10 protein-coding genes are annotated in these 18,529 nt (G+C 63.9%); 4 read left to right on the top strand and 6 right to left on the bottom strand.

What is annotated here, in order from left to right:
* Positions 1 to 260: 260 nt before the first annotated feature.
* The 4 genes from OUZ49_RS13000 to OUZ49_RS12985 all read left to right on the top strand — a co-directional run bounded on the left by OUZ49_RS13000 (position 261) and on the right by OUZ49_RS12985 (position 8,784).
* Positions 261 to 2,738 (top strand): glycoside hydrolase family 3 protein, encoded by a 2,478-nt coding sequence (locus OUZ49_RS13000; RefSeq protein WP_423357711.1) that lies wholly within the window; start codon positions 261 to 263, stop codon positions 2,736 to 2,738.
* Between the two features lie 446 nt (positions 2,739 to 3,184).
* On the top strand, positions 3,185 to 5,614 hold the full coding sequence (locus OUZ49_RS12995; protein ID WP_266150875.1) for a TonB-dependent receptor: 2,430 nt from the start codon (positions 3,185 to 3,187) through the stop codon (positions 5,612 to 5,614).
* A gap of 203 nt (positions 5,615 to 5,817) precedes the next feature.
* A complete protein-coding gene (locus tag OUZ49_RS12990) occupies positions 5,818 to 7,398 on the top strand; it encodes a tryptophan halogenase family protein (protein WP_266150874.1) in 1,581 nt (526 codons plus the stop codon).
* A 117-nt stretch (positions 7,399 to 7,515) separates the two neighbouring features.
* A complete protein-coding gene (locus OUZ49_RS12985; protein ID WP_266150873.1) occupies positions 7,516 to 8,784 on the top strand; it encodes a cation:proton antiporter in 1,269 nt (422 codons plus the stop codon).
* A gap of 241 nt (positions 8,785 to 9,025) precedes the next feature.
* On the opposite strand, the gene OUZ49_RS12980 is transcribed toward OUZ49_RS12985, so the two are convergent.
* The 6 genes from OUZ49_RS12980 to OUZ49_RS12955 form a co-directional block, all read right to left on the bottom strand.
* The gene (locus OUZ49_RS12980; RefSeq protein ID WP_266150872.1) at positions 9,026 to 9,880 is read right to left on the bottom strand and encodes a uroporphyrinogen-III synthase; all 855 of its coding nucleotides are present in this window, start codon (positions 9,878 to 9,880) and stop codon (positions 9,026 to 9,028) included.
* A 52-nt stretch (positions 9,881 to 9,932) separates the two neighbouring features.
* Positions 9,933 to 11,375 (bottom strand): siroheme synthase CysG, encoded by a 1,443-nt coding sequence (gene cysG, locus OUZ49_RS12975; protein ID WP_266150871.1) that lies wholly within the window; start codon positions 11,373 to 11,375, stop codon positions 9,933 to 9,935.
* Positions 11,376 to 11,405: 30 nt separating this feature from the next.
* Complete coding sequence (locus OUZ49_RS12970) at positions 11,406 to 14,111, bottom strand: nitrate reductase (protein WP_266150870.1); 2,706 nt, start codon at positions 14,109 to 14,111, stop codon at positions 11,406 to 11,408.
* 103 nt (positions 14,112 to 14,214) lie between these two features.
* The gene (gene nirD, locus OUZ49_RS12965; RefSeq protein ID WP_266150869.1) at positions 14,215 to 14,565 is read right to left on the bottom strand and encodes a nitrite reductase small subunit NirD; all 351 of its coding nucleotides are present in this window, start codon (positions 14,563 to 14,565) and stop codon (positions 14,215 to 14,217) included.
* A 4-nt stretch (positions 14,566 to 14,569) separates the two neighbouring features.
* Positions 14,570 to 17,134, bottom strand: a complete 2,565-nt coding sequence (nirB, locus tag OUZ49_RS12960; RefSeq protein WP_266150868.1) for a nitrite reductase large subunit NirB — start codon at positions 17,132 to 17,134, stop codon at positions 14,570 to 14,572.
* 27 nt (positions 17,135 to 17,161) lie between these two features.
* Entirely contained in the window at positions 17,162 to 18,505 is a 1,344-nt protein-coding gene (locus OUZ49_RS12955) for an MFS transporter (RefSeq protein ID WP_266150867.1), read from the bottom strand.
* Between the last annotated feature and the right edge of the window lie 24 nt (positions 18,506 to 18,529).

Here is an 18,529-nt window from a genome sequence, read left to right as displayed (position 1 = left end):
GGACCGGTGGGACCCATGGTTGACCCGTGATCGCTCGGGAGGTCCGGCTGTCTACGTGATCAACCTCTATTTCCGCCAATCCGGGCCATAACTCCTTATAGAACAAGGTATTGTTGCAGAAGTAACTTTGCTGCAACGCAAATTGACAGCGCTATCATTTCTGTCAGTCTCGCGCTCCAGCGGACTCCGAGGGGGAGCTGCTTCCTCTGGAGAGAGTTGTGCGGGCGTCCTTTCGTCGATTGCGTTGTGCCCCCATCGTTTTGACTGCTGCATTGGCTTGCGTGGGGGGCGGCCACGCAAAGGCCGACGACGCTCAGGCCGTGCATCCCGAGCAATGGCCACGCGCCACCTGGCCGTTGCCGAAGGACGCAGCACTGGAGCAACGCCTTGCCGCACTGATGGCGAAGATGACGGTAGAGGAGAAAGTCGGGCAGCTCATTCAAGCCGACGTCCTCAGCGTCACGCCCGAGGATGTGCGCAAGTATCGGCTCGGTGCGATTCTCGCCGGCGGTAACTCCAAGCCGAACGGTGCGCAATTAGCCAATGCCGAACAGTGGAAGGCGCTGTCCGAAGCGTTCTATCGCGCTTCCATGGACACCCGTGACGGACATGTGGCGATTCCCTTGTTGTTTGGCATCGATGCCGTGCACGGGCACAACAATGCGGTTGGCGCCACGTTGTTCCCCCAGAACGTGGGGCTGGGCGCCACTCACGACCCTTCACTGATACGTGAGATTGGCGCCGCCACGGCAGCCGAAGTGCGTGCCACCGGCATCAACTGGACCTTCGCTCCCACCGTCGCGTTGCCGCAGGACGTGCGCTGGGGCCGCTCCTATGAAGGCTATTCGCAAGACCCGGCGCTGGTCATGCAGTATGCGGCGGCGATGGTGGAGGGCTTGCAGGGGAAAGTCGGCACGCCGGAGTTTCTCGACAGTTCGCACGCGATCGCGACGGCCAAGCATTTCCTTGCCGATGGTGGCACGAAGAATGGCAAGGATCAGGGCGATGCGGAAATCAGCGAGACCGCCCTGCGAACGTTGCACGCGGCAGGCTACCCGCCTTCGATCGACGCCGGCGTGCAGACCGTCATGGCCTCGTTTTCCAGTTGGAACGGCCAAAAGATGCACGGCAACAAGGCCTTGCTGACCGACGTGCTCAAGGGACGCATGGATTTCCAGGGCTTCGTGGTCGGTGACTGGAACGCCCACGGTCAAGTTCAAGGTTGCACCAACGACGATTGTGCGGCGTCGATCAATGCCGGGCTCGACATGTTGATGGCGCCGGACAGCTGGCGCGGCTTGTACGAGCACACCCTGGCCGAGGTGAAGTCGGGCGTCATTCCGATGTCTCGCGTGAATGATGCCGTGGCACGCATTCTGCGCGTGAAGCTACGCGCGGGCCTGTTTGACGCCGGCGCGCCATCGACGCAGCCGCTCGTGGTGAAGTCCGCCGAGTTGGTGGGCAGCCCTGCGCATCGGGCCATCGCGCGCCGCGCCGTGCGTGAATCGCTGGTGTTGCTGAAGAACAATGGCGGCGTGCTGCCGATCGATCCGCGCAAACGCATCCTGGTGGCTGGCGATGGTGCGGACAGTATTTCCCGCCAAAGTGGTGGCTGGACCCTGGATTGGCAGGGCACAGGTCTGAAGAACGAGAATTTCCCCGGCGCTCAGTCCATCGGCGCAGGCATCGTGGAGCAGGTGCGGGCGGCAGGTGGCGCTGCCGACATCGCTGCCGATGGTCACTACACCGGTAAGCCGGACGTGGCCGTGGTGGTGTTCGGCGAAGATCCCTACGCCGAGTTCCAGGGCGATATCCCCAACCTGTTGTATCGCCCCGGCGATGACCGCGACCTCGAGCTGATCCGCCGCCTTCGCGGTGACGGTATTCCGGTGGTGGCGGTGTTCCTGAGCGGACGTCCGCTTTGGGTGAATCGTGAGATCAATGCGGCCGATGCATTCGTGGCGGCATGGCTGCCAGGCAGTGAAGGCGGTGGCGTGGCGGACGTGCTGCTGCGCACGCGTGACGGGCGCGTAGCCAACGACTTTCGCGGCAAGCTGTCCTATGCGTGGCCGCGCTCGGCTGTACAAGGGCAGGGCGAGCCGCAGTTCCCGCTTGGATTTGGCCTGACCTACGCCGATCACACGGCCTTGCCGAAACTGTCCGAAGCATCGGGGATCAGTGGCGAGCAGATTCCGGTAGGCGACTATCTCGAGCGCGGCAAGGCCGTGCACGGTTACACCTTTACGCTGGTAGGTGCTGATGGTGCGGCGGTTCCGGGCGACGTGTCGTCGGCCAGCACCGCCGACGCCAGCCTGCGCATGGCCGGCATCGACTTCAAGGCGCAGGAGGACGCACGCCGCTTCGCCTGGAACAACGACAAGGCGCAGCTAACTATCCGTGCGCATTCACCCATGGATCTCGATCGTGAGGCCAATGGTGACGTGCTGCTGGTGATGACCATCCGCGTGGATGCGCTGCCGACGCAGGACGCATGGGTGGGCATGGGTTGCGGCAACGGTTGTCAGGGACATGTCGCGCTTGGCCCGCAGTTGGCCAAGCTGACGCCGGGGAAGTGGGTGCGCGTGGGCGTGCCGCTGAAATGCTTTCGTGCGGCGGGAGTCGACATGCACCACGTCGACCAGCCGTTCGCCTGGGGCGCAGGCAAGGGAACCGAGCTGGCGATCTCTCGCGTTGCATTAGGTACCGACGTGGATCAGGTCATCGATTGCGCCAAATAGTGCAGTTGATGTGCACGACGATGTTCGGCTCGGGGCAACCATCTTTGGAGTAGCAATACCAGGAACGCACGTCGCGAAGTCACGCGCTTTTTCGCAGGTGTGTTGGTCGGGGTTGACGGCTGGAAGTCTGGCGCGACGCCAGTCATCCGCTCGGCGTCCCAAGTGCCCGGGCATCAAATTTGTGACATTGGACGCTAAAACGGCCATCTGCTTTGCATCATAAAAGGGGTCATGGATGACCGCGAATGTAGCTGTACCAAGGGTTTGAGGGGCACGACGCACGTGTTGCTCCGCGTCAAGCTTCTACGTGGGAAGCGCTTTACTATCCGGTTTGACAGCGCTGTCATTATTTGAAATGACAGCGCTATCACTGGGGAGCAAGACAGGAGCGCCATCGTCGAGGGCGGTGGCTCACAACTATTCGAACGATCTGGAGGGGAAGCTAAATGAAGCTACGCTACTCGGCGTTGTATATCGCCATGTCTCTCGTTCTCACCCCCGGCATGGTGCTGGCAACGGACCAGGATGCGTCATCGCCGAATCCGTCGGCGCAGAACCCGGCGCCGGCTGAAAGAAAGGTCAAGCAGCTCAGTGCCGTCTCGGTGACCGCCACCAAGCGCGAGACGCCACTCCAGAAGACGCCGGTAGCAGTCACCGCGATTTCGCCCGATACGCTCGAGAAGGAACGCGTGACCACCGTGCAGGACCTCACCCGACTGGTGCCGGGCCTGCAAGGCACCACGGAAGGCGACCATGGCGTGGTCACGCTGACGTTGCGCGGCATCGGCAACGACAGCGCGAAAACCGAATACGCCGATCCTGAAGTAGCCACCTTCGTGGATGGCGTCTACGCGCCGCGTGCCGAGGCCGCTTCCGGACTGCTGCTGGATATGGACGGCGTCGAAGTGCTGCGCGGTCCTCAGGGCACACTGTGGGGTCGTAACTCCACGACAGGCGCCATCAGCTTCCAGACCGCCAAACCCGATCTCAATGCCGGCTTTTCCGGCAACGCGCTGGTCGAAGCTGGCAACTTCAATCAGATGGGCGCGCGCGCCGCGATCAATCTGCCCATCAGCAGCACGTTCGCGATGCGCGTTGCGGTAGTGCACGAGCAGCACGACGGCTATGTCGATTACCAGAACCCGGCGAGCGAGCTGCCTACGGTGGCGCAGCAGCAGGCGACCTACCTCGCCACGGGTGCTGATCCGGCAAAGTTCCAACCGATCAACGCCGCTCAATACATTCACTCTGCCGACAAGTACAACGCGCAGGACCAGTCGGCTGCGCGTGTCAGCGCCCTGTGGCAGCCCAGTGATTCGTTCAAGTGGGATCTGTCGTACGAGTACTTCCTCGATCGTGGCACGCCCAGCCTGAGCCTGATGCAGACTCCGCGTGCCGGTCAGGACTTCTGGTCGGCGCTGATCGATACCGCGCCGTACTTGGATCGCACATCCCGGACGTTGCGCAGCCGGATGGACTGGAATATCAATGAAAGCATGGAGCTGAGCTACATCGCCGGCTACAACCGCTATTCCGGCAAGAGCGACTTCGACCAGGATGTCGGCGTCTCGGTACCTACCAGCTTCACCACCGGTGCCCAGTACCAGGACGACCGCACCAACTACTCCAACTACGAAAGCTATAGCCAAGAGCTCGACCTCAAGTCGACCGGCCAGCAGACGCTCGACTGGATCGTCGGCTTGTACTACGCGTACGAAGACAACAACATCCGTTTCGACATTCCGATCATGAACGGCACCCAGAACGGCTCGGTGAGCTGGCAGGGGTCGTTTATTCAGCCCAAGGAAACGGTGGAGTCCAAGGCGATCTTCGGTCAAACCACGTGGCATGTGTCCGACCATTGGCGTCTGACCGCGGGCGCGCGCTGGTCGCAAGATGACAAGGAGAACCGCGGCGGCATCAACTGGGGCTGGGATTACGACCCGACGGTGCCGCAAGTGCCGATCGCCCCGAGCACCATTCCAGGTCCGGCGACCGGCTTCGCCGTGTCGACTCATAACGACGGCAAGTACAGCAAGGGTGAGCCCACCTGGCTCGCTCGCGTCGACACCGATATCAGTGAGCATGGCCTGCTCTACGCCAGCATCTCCACCGGTTACAAGTCGGGCGGCATCCAGGATGGCGGCACGCTGTTCAAGCCTGAGACTTTGACCAACTACGAAATCGGCACGAAGTTCGCGTTCCTCGACGGTCACATGACCTGGAACAGCGCGGTCTATTACGCGGACTTCAAGGACTTCCAGCTATCGGCGCCCATCACCTACCCGAACGGCAACCGCGGCTTGGGCTTCTCCAATGTGCAGGGCAGCACCGAGGTGCTTGGCTTCGAATCGGAGCTGGCCTATTCGCAGCAAGACGATCGCGGAAACCTGATCTTCTCGGCCATCCCGAAGAAGAAGCTCGGCACGCTGACTTACGCGGGAAGCAACGACTACCAGGGTCTGCCGCCCTGCGCGCCGCAATCGGGCATCGCCAGCTGCATGGACGTCACCGGAAACGATCTGCCGCATGCGCCGGACGTATCGCTTACCGCGATCTACGAGCATGACTTCCACCTGGGGAACGGTGGCCGCCTGACGCCGCGCATCAGCGCTCAATACCAGAGCTCGCAGTGGCTTAGCTACTTCAACCTCGGCCCTGGCGACCAGCAGGGCGCGTATACCCGCGGCGATATCTCGCTGCGCTATACCGAACCGAGTGACCGCTGGTGGGTGAGCGCGTACGTTCAAAACGTTTCGGACGGACGAGTGCGCACGAGTGCCGGCCGCTTCCAGTTGCCAAACCAGTCGTTCGAATACGTCTCGCAATATCTGGCGCCACGCACCTACGGCCTCCAGCTAGGCGTCTGGTTCTGACCTGATGAGCAAGCGGTGTCCCACTTCACCAACACCGCCACCCGTTTGCCGTTCCATGGACGACCTTTCCAGAAAGGTCGTCCTCCTCCCCTCGAATGGCGTTTTGGCCGGGTCACCGCAAGGGGATCCGGCTTTTCTTTGCGCTATGTCTGCGCACGCGCGGCGCACCAGCTGACCGGCTAGTCAGCCGGCACGGAGATTCCATGACTCGTTTGAAAAAGGTGCTCGTGGTGGGTGGCGGCACGGCTGGCTGGCTGGCCGCTTGCTACCTTGCCAAGGCAGTGAACGCGATCGATCCGCAGAGTGTCCAGGTGCACCTGGTGGAGTCGGCCAATATTGGCCTGTTGGGCGTCGGTGAGGCGACGTTTCCGTCGATAAGGGGCACGCTCTCGGCCATCGGTCTCGATGAACGGCGTTTTCTTGTCGGCGCCACGGCGACGTACAAGCAGGGCATTCATTATCGCCATTGGGTGCGGCCAGAGGGCGCGACGGGCAACGACCATTTCTTCCATCCGTTCAGCGTGCCAAGCCAGCGTCCCGGAGGTCCGGAACTGCTGCCCTATTGGCTCCTGGGCGCGGCGCCCGAAGGGATGTCGTTCGCCGATGCAGTGAGCATGCAGAGCAGGCTGGTTGATCAAAATCGCGGCCCCAAGCGTCTGACGGACCCGGACTACCAGGGCCCCATGAATCATGCCTTCCACTTCGATGCGGCCTGCTTCGCCAAGGTGCTCGCCGAACACGGACAACAAGTGCTTGGCGTCAAACATCATGTCGCGACCGTCGAACGCACGGAGCTGGACGAGCAGGGCGCGATCGCGCGCGTCATCACCAAGGAACTGGGCGAGCTGACCGCTGACCTCTACGTGGACTGCACCGGTCTGCGAGGAAGCCTGATAGGCCACGTGATGAAGTCGCCATTTCGCAGCCGTCGCGATGTGTTGTTCGCCGATCGTGCCGTGGCGATGCAGGTGCCTTATGAGCGGCCCGACGCGCCGATTCCTTCCTACACCATCTCCACCGCGCAGGAAGCTGGCTGGATCTGGGACATCGGTCTGCAGAAACGGCGCGGCGTCGGCTACGTGTATTCGTCCCGGCATACGGACGATGAACGTGCCGAAGAGGTCTTTCGCCGCTATCTCGGTGCTGCCGCCGAAGGTCTGAAGGCCATGCACATCAAGTTCGAAACGGGTTATCGGCCGGAGCATTGGCGCAAGAACTGCGTCGCCGTGGGATTGGCGGGCGGCTTCGTTGAGCCCTTGGAATCCACCGGCATTGCACTGGTCGAGCTGGCTACCTACTTGCTCACGCACCTGCTGCCGGGTGATACCGACGACATGGAGCGGGCCGCGCGTCACTTCAACGAGATGATGGTCGCGCGTTACGACCGCATCATCGATTTCATCAAGATGCACTATTGCCTGAGCCAGCGCCGCGACTCGCCGTTCTGGATCGACAACGCCGATGCGTCCAGCATCCCCCAGACCTTGCGGGACAGACTTGCCGAGTGGAAACACCGACCGCCCCATCGTCTGGATTTCGTCAGCGATCTGGAGATGTTTCTCGTATCGAGTTGGCAATACGTGCTCTACGGCATGGAGTTCAAGACCAACCTCGAGCCCATGCGCAGTGCGTATCCACGATTCGAGGAGGCTCGCCGGGAGTTCGCCATGATCCAGCAAGTGGCCGCGAATGCTGCCGACGACCTCCCCGATCACCGTTTCCTTGTCGAGAAGATGTGTGCTGAGCACAGGCAGAAAGCGGAAGCGGAGGGTGCGGCTGCGTAGGCCGCTGACTTTGCTATTGGGTTTGTCCAAACGCCGCTGACGGCGATGGCCGCCTCGACCTGGAGGCGGCCATCGCCGATTGATGATACGCGCCAGAGTGTTGCAAAGGTTCTCTCGATGCCCACGCCACAAATGTCGGTCTACTACTTTATCCAGATGGCGATCATCTTGATCGCCTGTCGATGGGTCGGATGGCTGGCTCGCAAGATGGGTCAACCGCAGGTGATCGGCGAAATGATCGCGGGCGTGGCGCTGGGGCCATCGCTGTTCGGTCTCGTGCTGCCCAATGCTCAGGCAGCGATCTTCCCCAAGTCGACCACGGACGTTCTCTATGTCGTGGCCCAATTGGGCGTGGGCTTGTACATGTTCCTGGTGGGTACCGAAGTCAATGTCGCGCACTTTCGCGCGCGATATCGCAGTGCCCTATGGGTATCACTGGCAGGTATTGCGATGCCGTTCGCGCTGGCCGTGCTGATAACCCCGTGGCTGCTCACTCTTCCGGGGCTGTTCGCTGCGAAAACAAGTCTCTTCAACGCCTCAGTATTCATGGGGGCTGCCACCGCCATCACCGCCTTCCCGGTGCTTGCCCGCATCATCCACGAGCGCGGGCTGACCGGCAGTCGACTGGGTACCTTGGTGCTGACCGCAGGCGCCATGGACGATGCCGCGGCCTGGTGCATGTTGGCCATCGTGTTGACGAGCTTCGGTGGCGGTGCGAGTAGCGCTTCGCTCACCATGGGAGGCGGCATCGGCTATGCGCTTTTCATGATCTTCATTGGCCGGCGCGCACTGCGCCGTCTTGCCGACCATGTCGGACCAGACAAGCCGCTAAGCGCTACGGTGCTCGCGGTGGTGCTCGCCATGTTCTGTCTGAGCGCATGGGCGATGGATGCCATCGGCATTCACGCTGTCTTCGGTGGCTTTCTATTGGGCGCGTGCCTGCCCAGGGGCGCGTTGACCGAAAAGCTTCGAGAACAACTGCAGCCTTTCGTCGTCATCTTCCTTGTACCGATTTTCTTTACCTACTCAGGAATGAAGACGCAACTGACACTGGTGCTGCAGCCGACGATGATGCTTGCTGCCGTGGCCGCTATGCTGGCGTCATTTGCCGGGAAAGGCCTTGCATGCTGGGCAGCGGCGCGAGCTTCCGGAGAAAGCAACAACAGCGCCATGGCCATAGCCTCGCTGATGAATGCACGAGGCATGATGGAGCTGATTCTGATCAACATCGCCCTGCAGGCGGGAATCATTGAACCCGGCCTCTTCTCCATCCTGGTACTCATGGCCATCACTAGTACGCTCATGGCGACGCCGTTGTTCAACTGGGCCATGAGAAGACAGCCAATGGGCAACAATCGAGAGTACGCAGTACGCGCTTCTTCCTGAGTCCGGATCGGCCTGAGCGCAATGATTGCCGGCAGATTTCGCACTCAAGACGTAGTGATCGCCATGCCTGTCGCCATGGTCAGTATCCGTGCTTGGCATCCTGGAGAGCCAGGGACGATCAGCACCACGCCCTGGATGCCTTGATAGTTGGCCGGGGAATCGGCGTGCCGAATGGGTTCCCCTGGTGGCCAAACTATGCGAGGCGAACGCGCGCAATGGCGGCACGGCGTTTCCATGGACATCAGGTCTTCAACAAAGGCGGCCCAAGCGCCTCCGTCAGGGCACTGACCAGCGGCTTCATGTGGTAGCTGCCTTTGGGCGTCACGCTCGGCTGAATGCCGCGTTGCCTGAGGATGTCGACAACAAGGGGGCCGACGGCGGCCACCAACGTGCGTGACAACGCCGTTTGCAGCAAGGCGGTTTGTCCCGCGGTGTCCGCCACCCGATACAGGCGCTCGACCTGCTGCAGGCTGGTGAACGCAATGGCGTCGACATGGCCTTGCGCCATGCGCGCCATCATCGTCAGCACATCGGCGTCATCACTGGCATCCGCATAGCGATACGGCGCCACCGGCAAGACCATGGCGCCGGCCTCGGCGAGAAAATGCATGAGCGGCGCATTGGGCTCGCTGCCGTACAACTGCACACCTACGCGTCGCCCGCGCAGGTCGATGTCGCGAAGGCTGGCGATCATGCCCTGCGTGGTGGCGGGATCGGCCACCCAGTGCGGTCGCAAGCCCAGTTCGCGCAGGACGCGACCCGGTTTCGGTCCGCGCGCCATGATGCGTACGCGCGCCAGCTGTTCGACGAAGCTGGCACGGAGGGTAGGTGCGTGTTGATCGACCGCGTTCAGCAGGCGACGGAGCCCTTCGCCGGTGAACAGCAACAGATCGTCGCAGCCACCGTCACTGAACATGCGCAACCATGCCAGCACCGGTGCGGGATCGGCTGCATCGCGGATGTCTACCAGCGGGCAGCGCAGCACGTAGGCGCCGCGCCGCTCAAGCAGTGCAGCAAACACATCCAGTTCGCGCGACTCGGGCACGGCAATACGGCGACCAGCCAGTGGGCGTGCGGCCTCGGCGGCTGCTGTCATCGCGAACGCCTCGGCGGGAACGACACCTGGCCATCTTCCCGTGCCATCTTCATCAGGCCACCTCCACAGGTATCGGAGCTTCCATGTGGCGGTTCGACGCCCGTTCGCTGATCAGCTCGCCGAACCACGCATGGGTCTCCGCGTAGGCCGCCACCTCGCCAATGATCAGCAAGGCCGGCGTGCCGACGGCATGGGTCCTTGCAAGCGCCGGCAAGGCATCCAGCCTGCCTGCAATCACACGCTGCTGCGGCAGGCTGCCGTTCTCGATGATGGCGATCGGCGTATGCGCCGCGCGGCCCTGGGCGAGCAAGCGATCGGTGAGTGCCTGGATCCTCTCCACCCCCATATAGACCGCCAAAGTCTGCCGCGGATGGCCGAGCAACTGCTCATCCAGCGGATCGTCTGCTTGCTTGCCATGCGCCGTGAGCAGGCAGATCGACTGGGCATGGTCGCGATGGGTCAGCGGAATGCCGGCAAAGGCGGCACACGCCACGGCCGCCGTGACGCCTGGCACGACTTCGCAGGCAATGTCATGGGCGCGCAGGAAGGCCAGTTCTTCGCCGCCACGGCCGAACACGAAGGGATCGCCACCTTTCAAGCGCACGACGCGGCGCCCTTCCTTGGCATGGGCCAGCATGAGTCGATGAATCCGATCCTGCGACACCTGGCGACCACCGCAGCGCTTGCCGACGTCAATGCGCTCGGCGTCCCGTCGCGCCATGGCAAGTACGTCGGCGCTGGCCAGCTGGTCGTGCAGGATCACGTCCGCCTCGTTGAGCGCTCGCAACGCTTGCAGCGTGAGCAGTCCCGGGTGACCGGGCCCGGCACCGACCAGGGCCACCGATCCTTTGCGTGCCGGGGCCTCGTTGCGATGCAGTGCATCGAGCAAGGCCTGTTCGGCATCCTGCGGCCTGGCGCGGCGTAGCAGGGTCAGCACCGGGCCATCGTGCAGCCAGTCATAGAAGGCGCGGCGATCGGCGAGGTCCGGACGATGTTGCACGATGCGCGCACGATGGCGTTGCGCCAGGGCCACCAGCGCGCCCAGTGCGTTGTCCATCATGCGTTCCAGCGATTCGCGCACGCGCCGTGCCAGTGCTGGCGCCGCGCCCGCCGTGCCGATGGCCACCATCAGCGGTGAACGATCGATCACGGCGGGCACGTGGAAACGTGAATGCGCGGCATCGTCCACCACATTGGCGAAGATGCGTCGATCGTGGGCCGCCGTCGCCACGCGGGCGTTGAGCACGGGATCGTGGGTGGCGGCGATCACCAGCCACATGCCATCGAGCCAGGCGGGTGCAAACGCGCCGTGCAACCAGTTGAGCTGTCCCGCCTCGCGCTGTTGTGCCAGGTGCTCATTCAGCTCGGGGGAGCCGACTGTCACCCGTGCGCCGGCACCAAGCAAGGCTTCCACCTTGCGCTGTGCCACGGCACCGCCGCCCACCACCAATACCGGCAGACCCTCAAGGTCAGCGAAGAGCGGATACAGCTTCATGACGTCCCTCCCGTGTGCCAGTGCCGTGCCTCATACAGTGGGTGCCGCGCGTGTCTCGGCGATCAGTCGTCGTAGTTCGGGTATGCACGACCCGCAATTGCCGCCGGCGCGCAGTGCGGCGGTGATCTGCGCCGGCGTGTCCAGGTCGTCGGCGCTGATGGCTTCGGCGATCGTGTTTCGCCCCACGCCAAAACACGAACACACCACCGGGCCGGCATCGATGCCGGCGCCTGGCGGCTCACCGGCGAGCAGGCCCGCGCGATCCGATTCGGTCAGCCGCTCCTGCCCAAACAGTCTGGCCAGCCAATGCCGGGACGGCAGATCGGGGCGCGAGGACAGGAACACGCATGCCTCCATCCGACCCTCGACCGCCCAGGCTGCGCGATAGATGCCGCTGCTCGGATCGTCATGCTCCAGCCAGTCCGCATCGGATGTGTGTGCGCCCAGCCAGGTGCGGGCCCATGCGCTGCAATCGCCGGGGCGTTCGCGGTGGGCGATCTCGTAGCGCAGGAAACGGTCGCCGCGGATCAGCGTCCAGTAGCTCAGCGCCGATGTCGGCAGAGACTGGCGCCCGATCGCAAAGCCATACCAGCGCACCGGGAACGGTTCGACGCGCACCGGCGTGTGCTTGAACTCCGGCTCGCCGGAAACGGGGTCGACCACCGGATTCACCAGGCCGCCGACGCGCGCATCGGAGGCGAACTGGTCGTTCCAGTGGATCGGCACGAAGACAGTACCGGCCAGCACGCCACCGCCATGGCGCACGCGCGCCACCATCGAGCCCCAGCGCGAATGCACGCTCGCCAGCTCACCCGCGCGCACGCCGCTGCGCAAGGCATCGTGGGGATGCATGTCCACATAGGGTTCGCTGGTGTGGCCGGCCAGTCGTGGTGATTTGCCGGTGCGCGTCATCGTGTGCCAGTGGTCCCGCACGCGGCCTGTATTGAGCACCAGCGGATACTCGCGGTCGGTCGCGTTCGCAGGCGCGCGTCCCGAGGTGGCGACAAAGCGCGCGCGCCCGTCAGGGTGGGCAAACTGCCCACCGGCAAACAGCCTGGCGGTTCCGCTGCCGTCCTCGCGCACTGGCCACTGCACGGGCCGCATGCTGTCGTAGGCCTGCCGGGTGAGCGAGGTCAGCCCACTGAGATTCAGCTGCCGCGGTGATGCCGGCAAGTCGCCGTTGCCCGGCGGGTGATTGCGAAATGCCGTGAGGCGCGCATGTTCGATGAAGATCTCGTGCGGACTCTGGAAACCGAAACCCTCGGCAAACCCCAGTCGCTGGGCCACATCGCAGATGATGCGCCAGTCGGCGCGCGCCTCGCCGGGCACGGGAAGAAACGGGCGCTGGCGCGATAGGCGGCGCTCCGAACTGGTCACCGTGCCATCCTTCTCGCCCCAAGCCAGTGCAGGCAGCAACACATGCGCGTGCCGGTTGGTGTCGGTGTGCTCGATGACGTCGGTGCAGACCACCAGCTCGCAGGCATTCAGTGCACGCCGGGCGCGGTCGGCATCGGGAAGGCTGACGACCGGGTTGGTCCCCATGATCCACAGTGCCTTGACCCGGCCTTCAAGCACCGCGTCGAACAGGGCCACGGCTTTCAGGCCAGGCTGCGCTGCCATGTGCGGTGACGACCAGAAGCTCTGCACGATATCGCGATGCACCGGGTCGTGCAGTTCCATATGCGCAGCCAGCATATTGGCCAAGCCGCCCACTTCACGCCCGCCCATCGCATTGGGCTGACCCGTGATCGAGAACGGGCCCATACCCGGCCTGCCGATGCGACCGGTCAGCAGGTGGCAATTGATGATGCTGTTGACCTTGTCCGTACCGCTGGACGATTGATTCACGCCCTGCGAGAACAGGCTCACCACCCGCTCATGGCGCGCGAACAGGCGATAGAAGGCCAGCAGATCCGACAGCTGCACGCCACAGATGCGCGCCACGGTCGCGTAGTCGCCGGCTTCGGCAGCCGCTGTAGCCAAGGTCGCATTCAAGCCATCGGTGTGCGTGTCGACAAACCCGACATCCATCACGCCGTGCTGGAACAGGAAGCTGAGCAGTCCGTTGAACAGCCACACGTCGGTGCCGGGCTTCACCGGCAGGTGCAGGTCGGCCGATTCGCACGTGGCGGTGAAGCGCGGATCGATCACCACCAGCCGCGCACCGTTTTCCTGCGCCCGCACCATGCGCTGGAAGAGCACCGGGTGGCACCACGCGGTGTTGGAGCCCACCAGCACGATCAGCTCTGCCTGGTCCAGGTCTTCGTAGCAGCCGGGCACGACGTCCTCGCCGAAGGCGCGCTTGTGGCCGGCCACGGCCGACGACATGCACAGACGGGAATTGGTGTCGATGTTCGCGGTGCCAAGGTAGCCTTTGGCCAGCTTGTTGGCGACGTAGTAGTCCTCGGTCAGCAGCTGCCCCGACACATATAGCGCCACGGCGTCCGGCCCGTGCTGATCGACGATGCGACGGAAGCCGTCGGCGACCCGATCCAGTGCCTCGTCCCAGCTGGCCCGACGAAACGAGCCATCCTCTGCGCGCAGCTTTGGATGCAGCAGGCGGCCCTGCAAATCCACCGTTTCGCCGAGGGCTGCACCTTTCACGCACAGGCGCCCGTGATTGGAGCCGTGCGCGACGTCGCCCTGGACGCTGACCGCGCCATCGACAGCGACTTGGGCGAGCACGCCGCAACCGACGCCGCAGTAGGGGCAGGTGGTGGCCACCGTTGCGCTCATGCGGCGACCGCGGCCGGTATGGGTCGACCGCATGGCAGCCAGACGCGCGCAGGCAGCAAGCTGGCGCGATGGCCGGTCACCGTTCGCCGGGGACGCCAATGATTCATGGCTCGCCGCGCCTGACCAGGACAACATCGCCGTCGCGCCGAACCTCCCAGGCGTGCACGCTGTAGTGCGGCACTTCCAGGCATGCCCCGGTGCGCAGATCAAAGTGCTGCTTGTGGATGGGCGAGGCGACGACGATCTGTTCCCCGAGGCTGCCCACCAATCCCCTCGAAAGCACCGCCGCGCCGGAATCGGGATCGACGTTGTCGATGGCAAACAGCGCATCGTCGCGCAGCCGGAATATCGCCACCTGCTCGCTGTCCACCAGCGCACACACGCCGGTGTCGGGAACAATCTCATCGATCCGGCACACGGGCGTCCAGCCGGTTCCACTCGTTGCATGACTCATGGGCTTACTCCGTTTCGACCACGGCCGGGATACGGCCAAGGCGGCTGCGTTTCTCGTCGGCAGAGGCTGGTCGGATCTGCCCGCGCTCGGTCACGAAGGCCACCCGGTCGTCACCGGCATCGCTGTTGATGAAGTGACGGAATCGCTGACGCACCAACGGGTCGCTCACGGCGCGCTTCCACTCGCATTCGTAGCTGTCGACCACGCGCTGCATGTCCGCTTCGAGTTCCGCGGCAATGCCCAGGCGGTCGTTGATGATCACGTCGCGCAGGTAGTCCATGCCGCCATCCAGGTTGTCGCGCCAGACGCTGGTGCGTTGCAGGCGGTCCGCCGTGCGGATGTAGAACATCAGGAAGCGGTCGATGTAGCGGACCAGCGTGTCGGTATCCAGGTCACCGGCCAGCAACTCGGCATGCCGGGGCTTCATGCCACCGTTGCCGCACACGTAGAGATTCCAGCCCTTTTCGGTGGCGATGATGCCTACGTCCTTGCCTTGCGCCTCCGCACACTCGCGGGTGCAACCGGAGACGGCGAACTTCAGCTTGTGCGGCGAGCGCAGGCCCTTGTAGCGATGCTCCAGGTCGATGGCGCGTCCCACCGAGTCCTGCACGCCGTAGCGACACCAGGTGGAACCCACGCAGGACTTCACCGTGCGCAGCGACTTGCCATAGGCATGGCCCGATTCGAAGCCGGCAGCGATCAACTCTTCCCAGATCGGCGGCAGCTGCTCCAGGCGGGCGCCGAACATGTCCACGCGCTGCCCGCCGGTGAGCTTGGTATAGAGACCATATTTGCGTGCGATCTGCCCGATGGCGATGAGTCCGTCCGGCGTCACCTCGCCGCCGGGCATGCGCGGCACCACCGAGTAGGTGCCGTCCTTCTGGATATTGGCGAGGAAGTAGTCGTTGGAGTCCTGCAGGGAGGCGTGTTCCTGCTGCAGGATGAATTCGTTCCAGCAGGACGCCAGGATGCTGGCGACCACCGGCTTGCAGATATCGCAACCCAGTCCGCTGCCGTGCTGCGCCAGCAGGTCGTCGAAGCGACGGATCTTCTTCACCTGCACGAGGTGGTAGAGCTCCTGGCGCGAATAAGCGAAGTGCTCGCACAACGCATGGCTTACCGCCAGGCCCTGGCGTTCCATTTCCGCCTTCATGATCTGCGTGGCCAGCGGCACGCAGCCGCCACAGGACGTACCTGTCCGCGTGGCCTGCTTCAGCGCATCGATGGACGTGGCGCCGGCGGCGACCGCCTCACACAGCTGGCCCTTGCTGACGTTGTTGCATGAGCAGATCTGTGCCGATGCAGGCAAGGCATCCACCGCCAGGCCCGGCTTCTTCTTGCTGCCCAGCGCGGGAAGGATCAACGACTCCGGAGCGTCCGGCAGCTCCATGCCGTTGAGCATCATCTGCAGCAGGGTGCCGTACTCGGCGGCATCGCCGACCAGCACGCCGCCCAGCAGGCGCTTGCCGTCGTCCGACACCACCAGCTTCTTGTAGACCTGCTTGCGCCCATCGCTGAACTGGTAGCTGCGGCTGCCTGGCGTGGTGCCGTGTGCGTCACCGATACTGGCCACATCGACGCCCATGAGCTTGAGCTTGGTGGACATATCCGCGCCAGCGAACTCCGGCAATGTGGGCGCCTGTCTGCGGGTCAGCAGCGCGTTGAGGTGATTGGCCACCACGCGCGCCATGTCGTATCCGGGCGCCACCAGCCCGAAGACCTTGCCACCCCATTGCGCGCATTCGCCGATGGCATACACGTCGCGGTCGCGCGTGCGGCAGAAGTTGTCGACCATGATGCCGCCGCGCTGGCCCACGCCCAGCTCGCATTGCCGCGCCAGTTCATCGCGCGGGCGAATGCCGGCGGAGAACACGATGAGGTCCGTTTCCAGATGGCTTCCGTCGGCAAAATTCATGCGGTGACGAAGTCGTTCACCATCCACGATCTGCTGGGTGTTCTTGCCGGTGTGAACCACCAGGCCCAGATCCTCGATGGTCTTGCGCAACACTTGTCCGCCGACGTCGTCTACCTGCACCGCCATCAGGCGCGTGGCAAATTCTACCACGTGGGTCTCGAGTCCCATGTCGCGCAGCGCCTTGGCGCATTCCAGGCCAAGCAGGCCGCCGCCCACCACCACGCCATGCCTGGATTGGCCGCCCCATGAAGACAGCGCCGCCAGGTCGTCTAGCGTGCGATACGCCAGGCAGCCAGGGCGATCATTGCCGGGAATAGCGGGTATGAACGGTGTCGATCCCGTCGCAATCACCAGCTTGTCGTAGGGAAGAATGTCACCGGCGCTGGTGGTGACGCGCTTCGTGGCGCGATCAATGGCAACCGCATGCGTGGCCAGACGCAGGTGGAAGCCGCTCTGCTCGAAGAATCCTGGCGTGACAAGCGAAAGCTCATCGGCGCTTCTGCCTGCAAAGAATTCCGAGAGGTGCACGCGGTCGTAGGCGGGCTGCGCTTCCTCGCACAACACGGTCACCTGAAGGCCGGGCGGCTGCATGGCCGCAAGCTCCTCCAGCAGTTTGTGACCGACCATCCCATTGCCCACTACGACAAGCTTCATCGTCATGTCGATGACCTCGATACCGAATCAATTGATGGTCAGGGCGGGCGCCGCGGCGCGACCCTGTTGCAAGGCTTGCTGATAGAGCCGCTCTTCGTTGGCGACATGCTCGTTGCTGAAGCGCACGGCCAGCGCGCACAGCGAGCCGACCATGACGAAGCCACCGAGTAGCGCGAAGGTGACTTGCACCGAACCGGTGTGCTTCAGCAGGAAGCCGGCCGCCACGGCGCCGACATTGCCGCCCGCGCCAACGATGCCCGTCACGCCGCCGAGCACCTTGCGATCGATGAACGGCACCAGCGCATAGGTGGCCCCGCACGCCAGATGCGTGAACAAGCCAAAAACCAGCATGGTGGCCACGGCCATGCCGACACCCGTGGCATGCGCGAACCACAGCAGTCCGGTGCCTTCGCACAACATCAGGACGCACAGGAGATGGGCGCGTGCCGACAAGCCATGCCGGCGCGCCAGGCGATCGGAGGCCAGACCGCCCAGGCTTCGCGCAAACAGCGCCAACAGACCAAACGCGCCGACAGCCAGGCCGGCGCTGCGCAGGTTCAGCCCGAATCGATCGACGTAATAGGCCGCCGCCACGCCATGCACGAACAACTCGATGCCGAAGCATCCCGCATAGGTGACGAACAACATCCAGACGCGATAGTTGCCCGCCGCCTGGCGAAACGCCGCCCAGCCACCTTGCTTGCCGCTGCCCACGGTTACGCCCTGCGCACGCAGCTGGCGATAGTTGCCCTCGGGGCAGTCCTGGGTGAACCGCCAATACAGGAGTCCGACAATCACCATCAGCACGCCCGGCAGCAGCATGGCCGCGCGCCAGGAAAGGGCGCGGCCCACGCCAAGGGCAAGCAAGCCGGCAAGCACCATCGGCATCACGGCCTGCGCGGCACCGCCACCCGCATTGCCCCAGCCAGCCGTGGTGGCATTCGCGGCACCGACCACGTTGGGCGCGAACATCACGGAGGTGTGGTACTGCGTAATGACGAACCCCGCACCCACCATGCCTATGGCCAGACGCATCACCAGGAAAGATGCGTAGCCCTGCACCAGCGCCATGCCGAATACCGGAATCGATCCGAGCAACAACAAGCCGGTGTAGGTAAGCCGCGGCCCCAGCCGGTCGCACAGCGGGCCTACCAGCAGACGTCCAAAGACGGTGACCGCCACGGCCGCGATCGTAATGTTCGCGACCTGGTCGGCACTGAGCCCAAACGCCTGCCGCACCATGGGCATCATCGGCGCCACCGCAAACCACGCGAAGAAGCACACAAAGAAGGCCAGCCAGCTCAGATGGAACGCACGCATGTGCGGCGTGCGCCATTGGAACAGCTCGATCCGTGTCGCCTTGCCCGACATAGCACCCCCGCCCGAAGATGACGT

The organism is Dyella halodurans (genome assembly GCF_026283925.1).
GTDB lineage: Bacteria > Pseudomonadota > Gammaproteobacteria > Xanthomonadales > Rhodanobacteraceae > Dyella > Dyella halodurans.
This window is presented reverse-complemented; position numbering and strand designations above follow the sequence as displayed.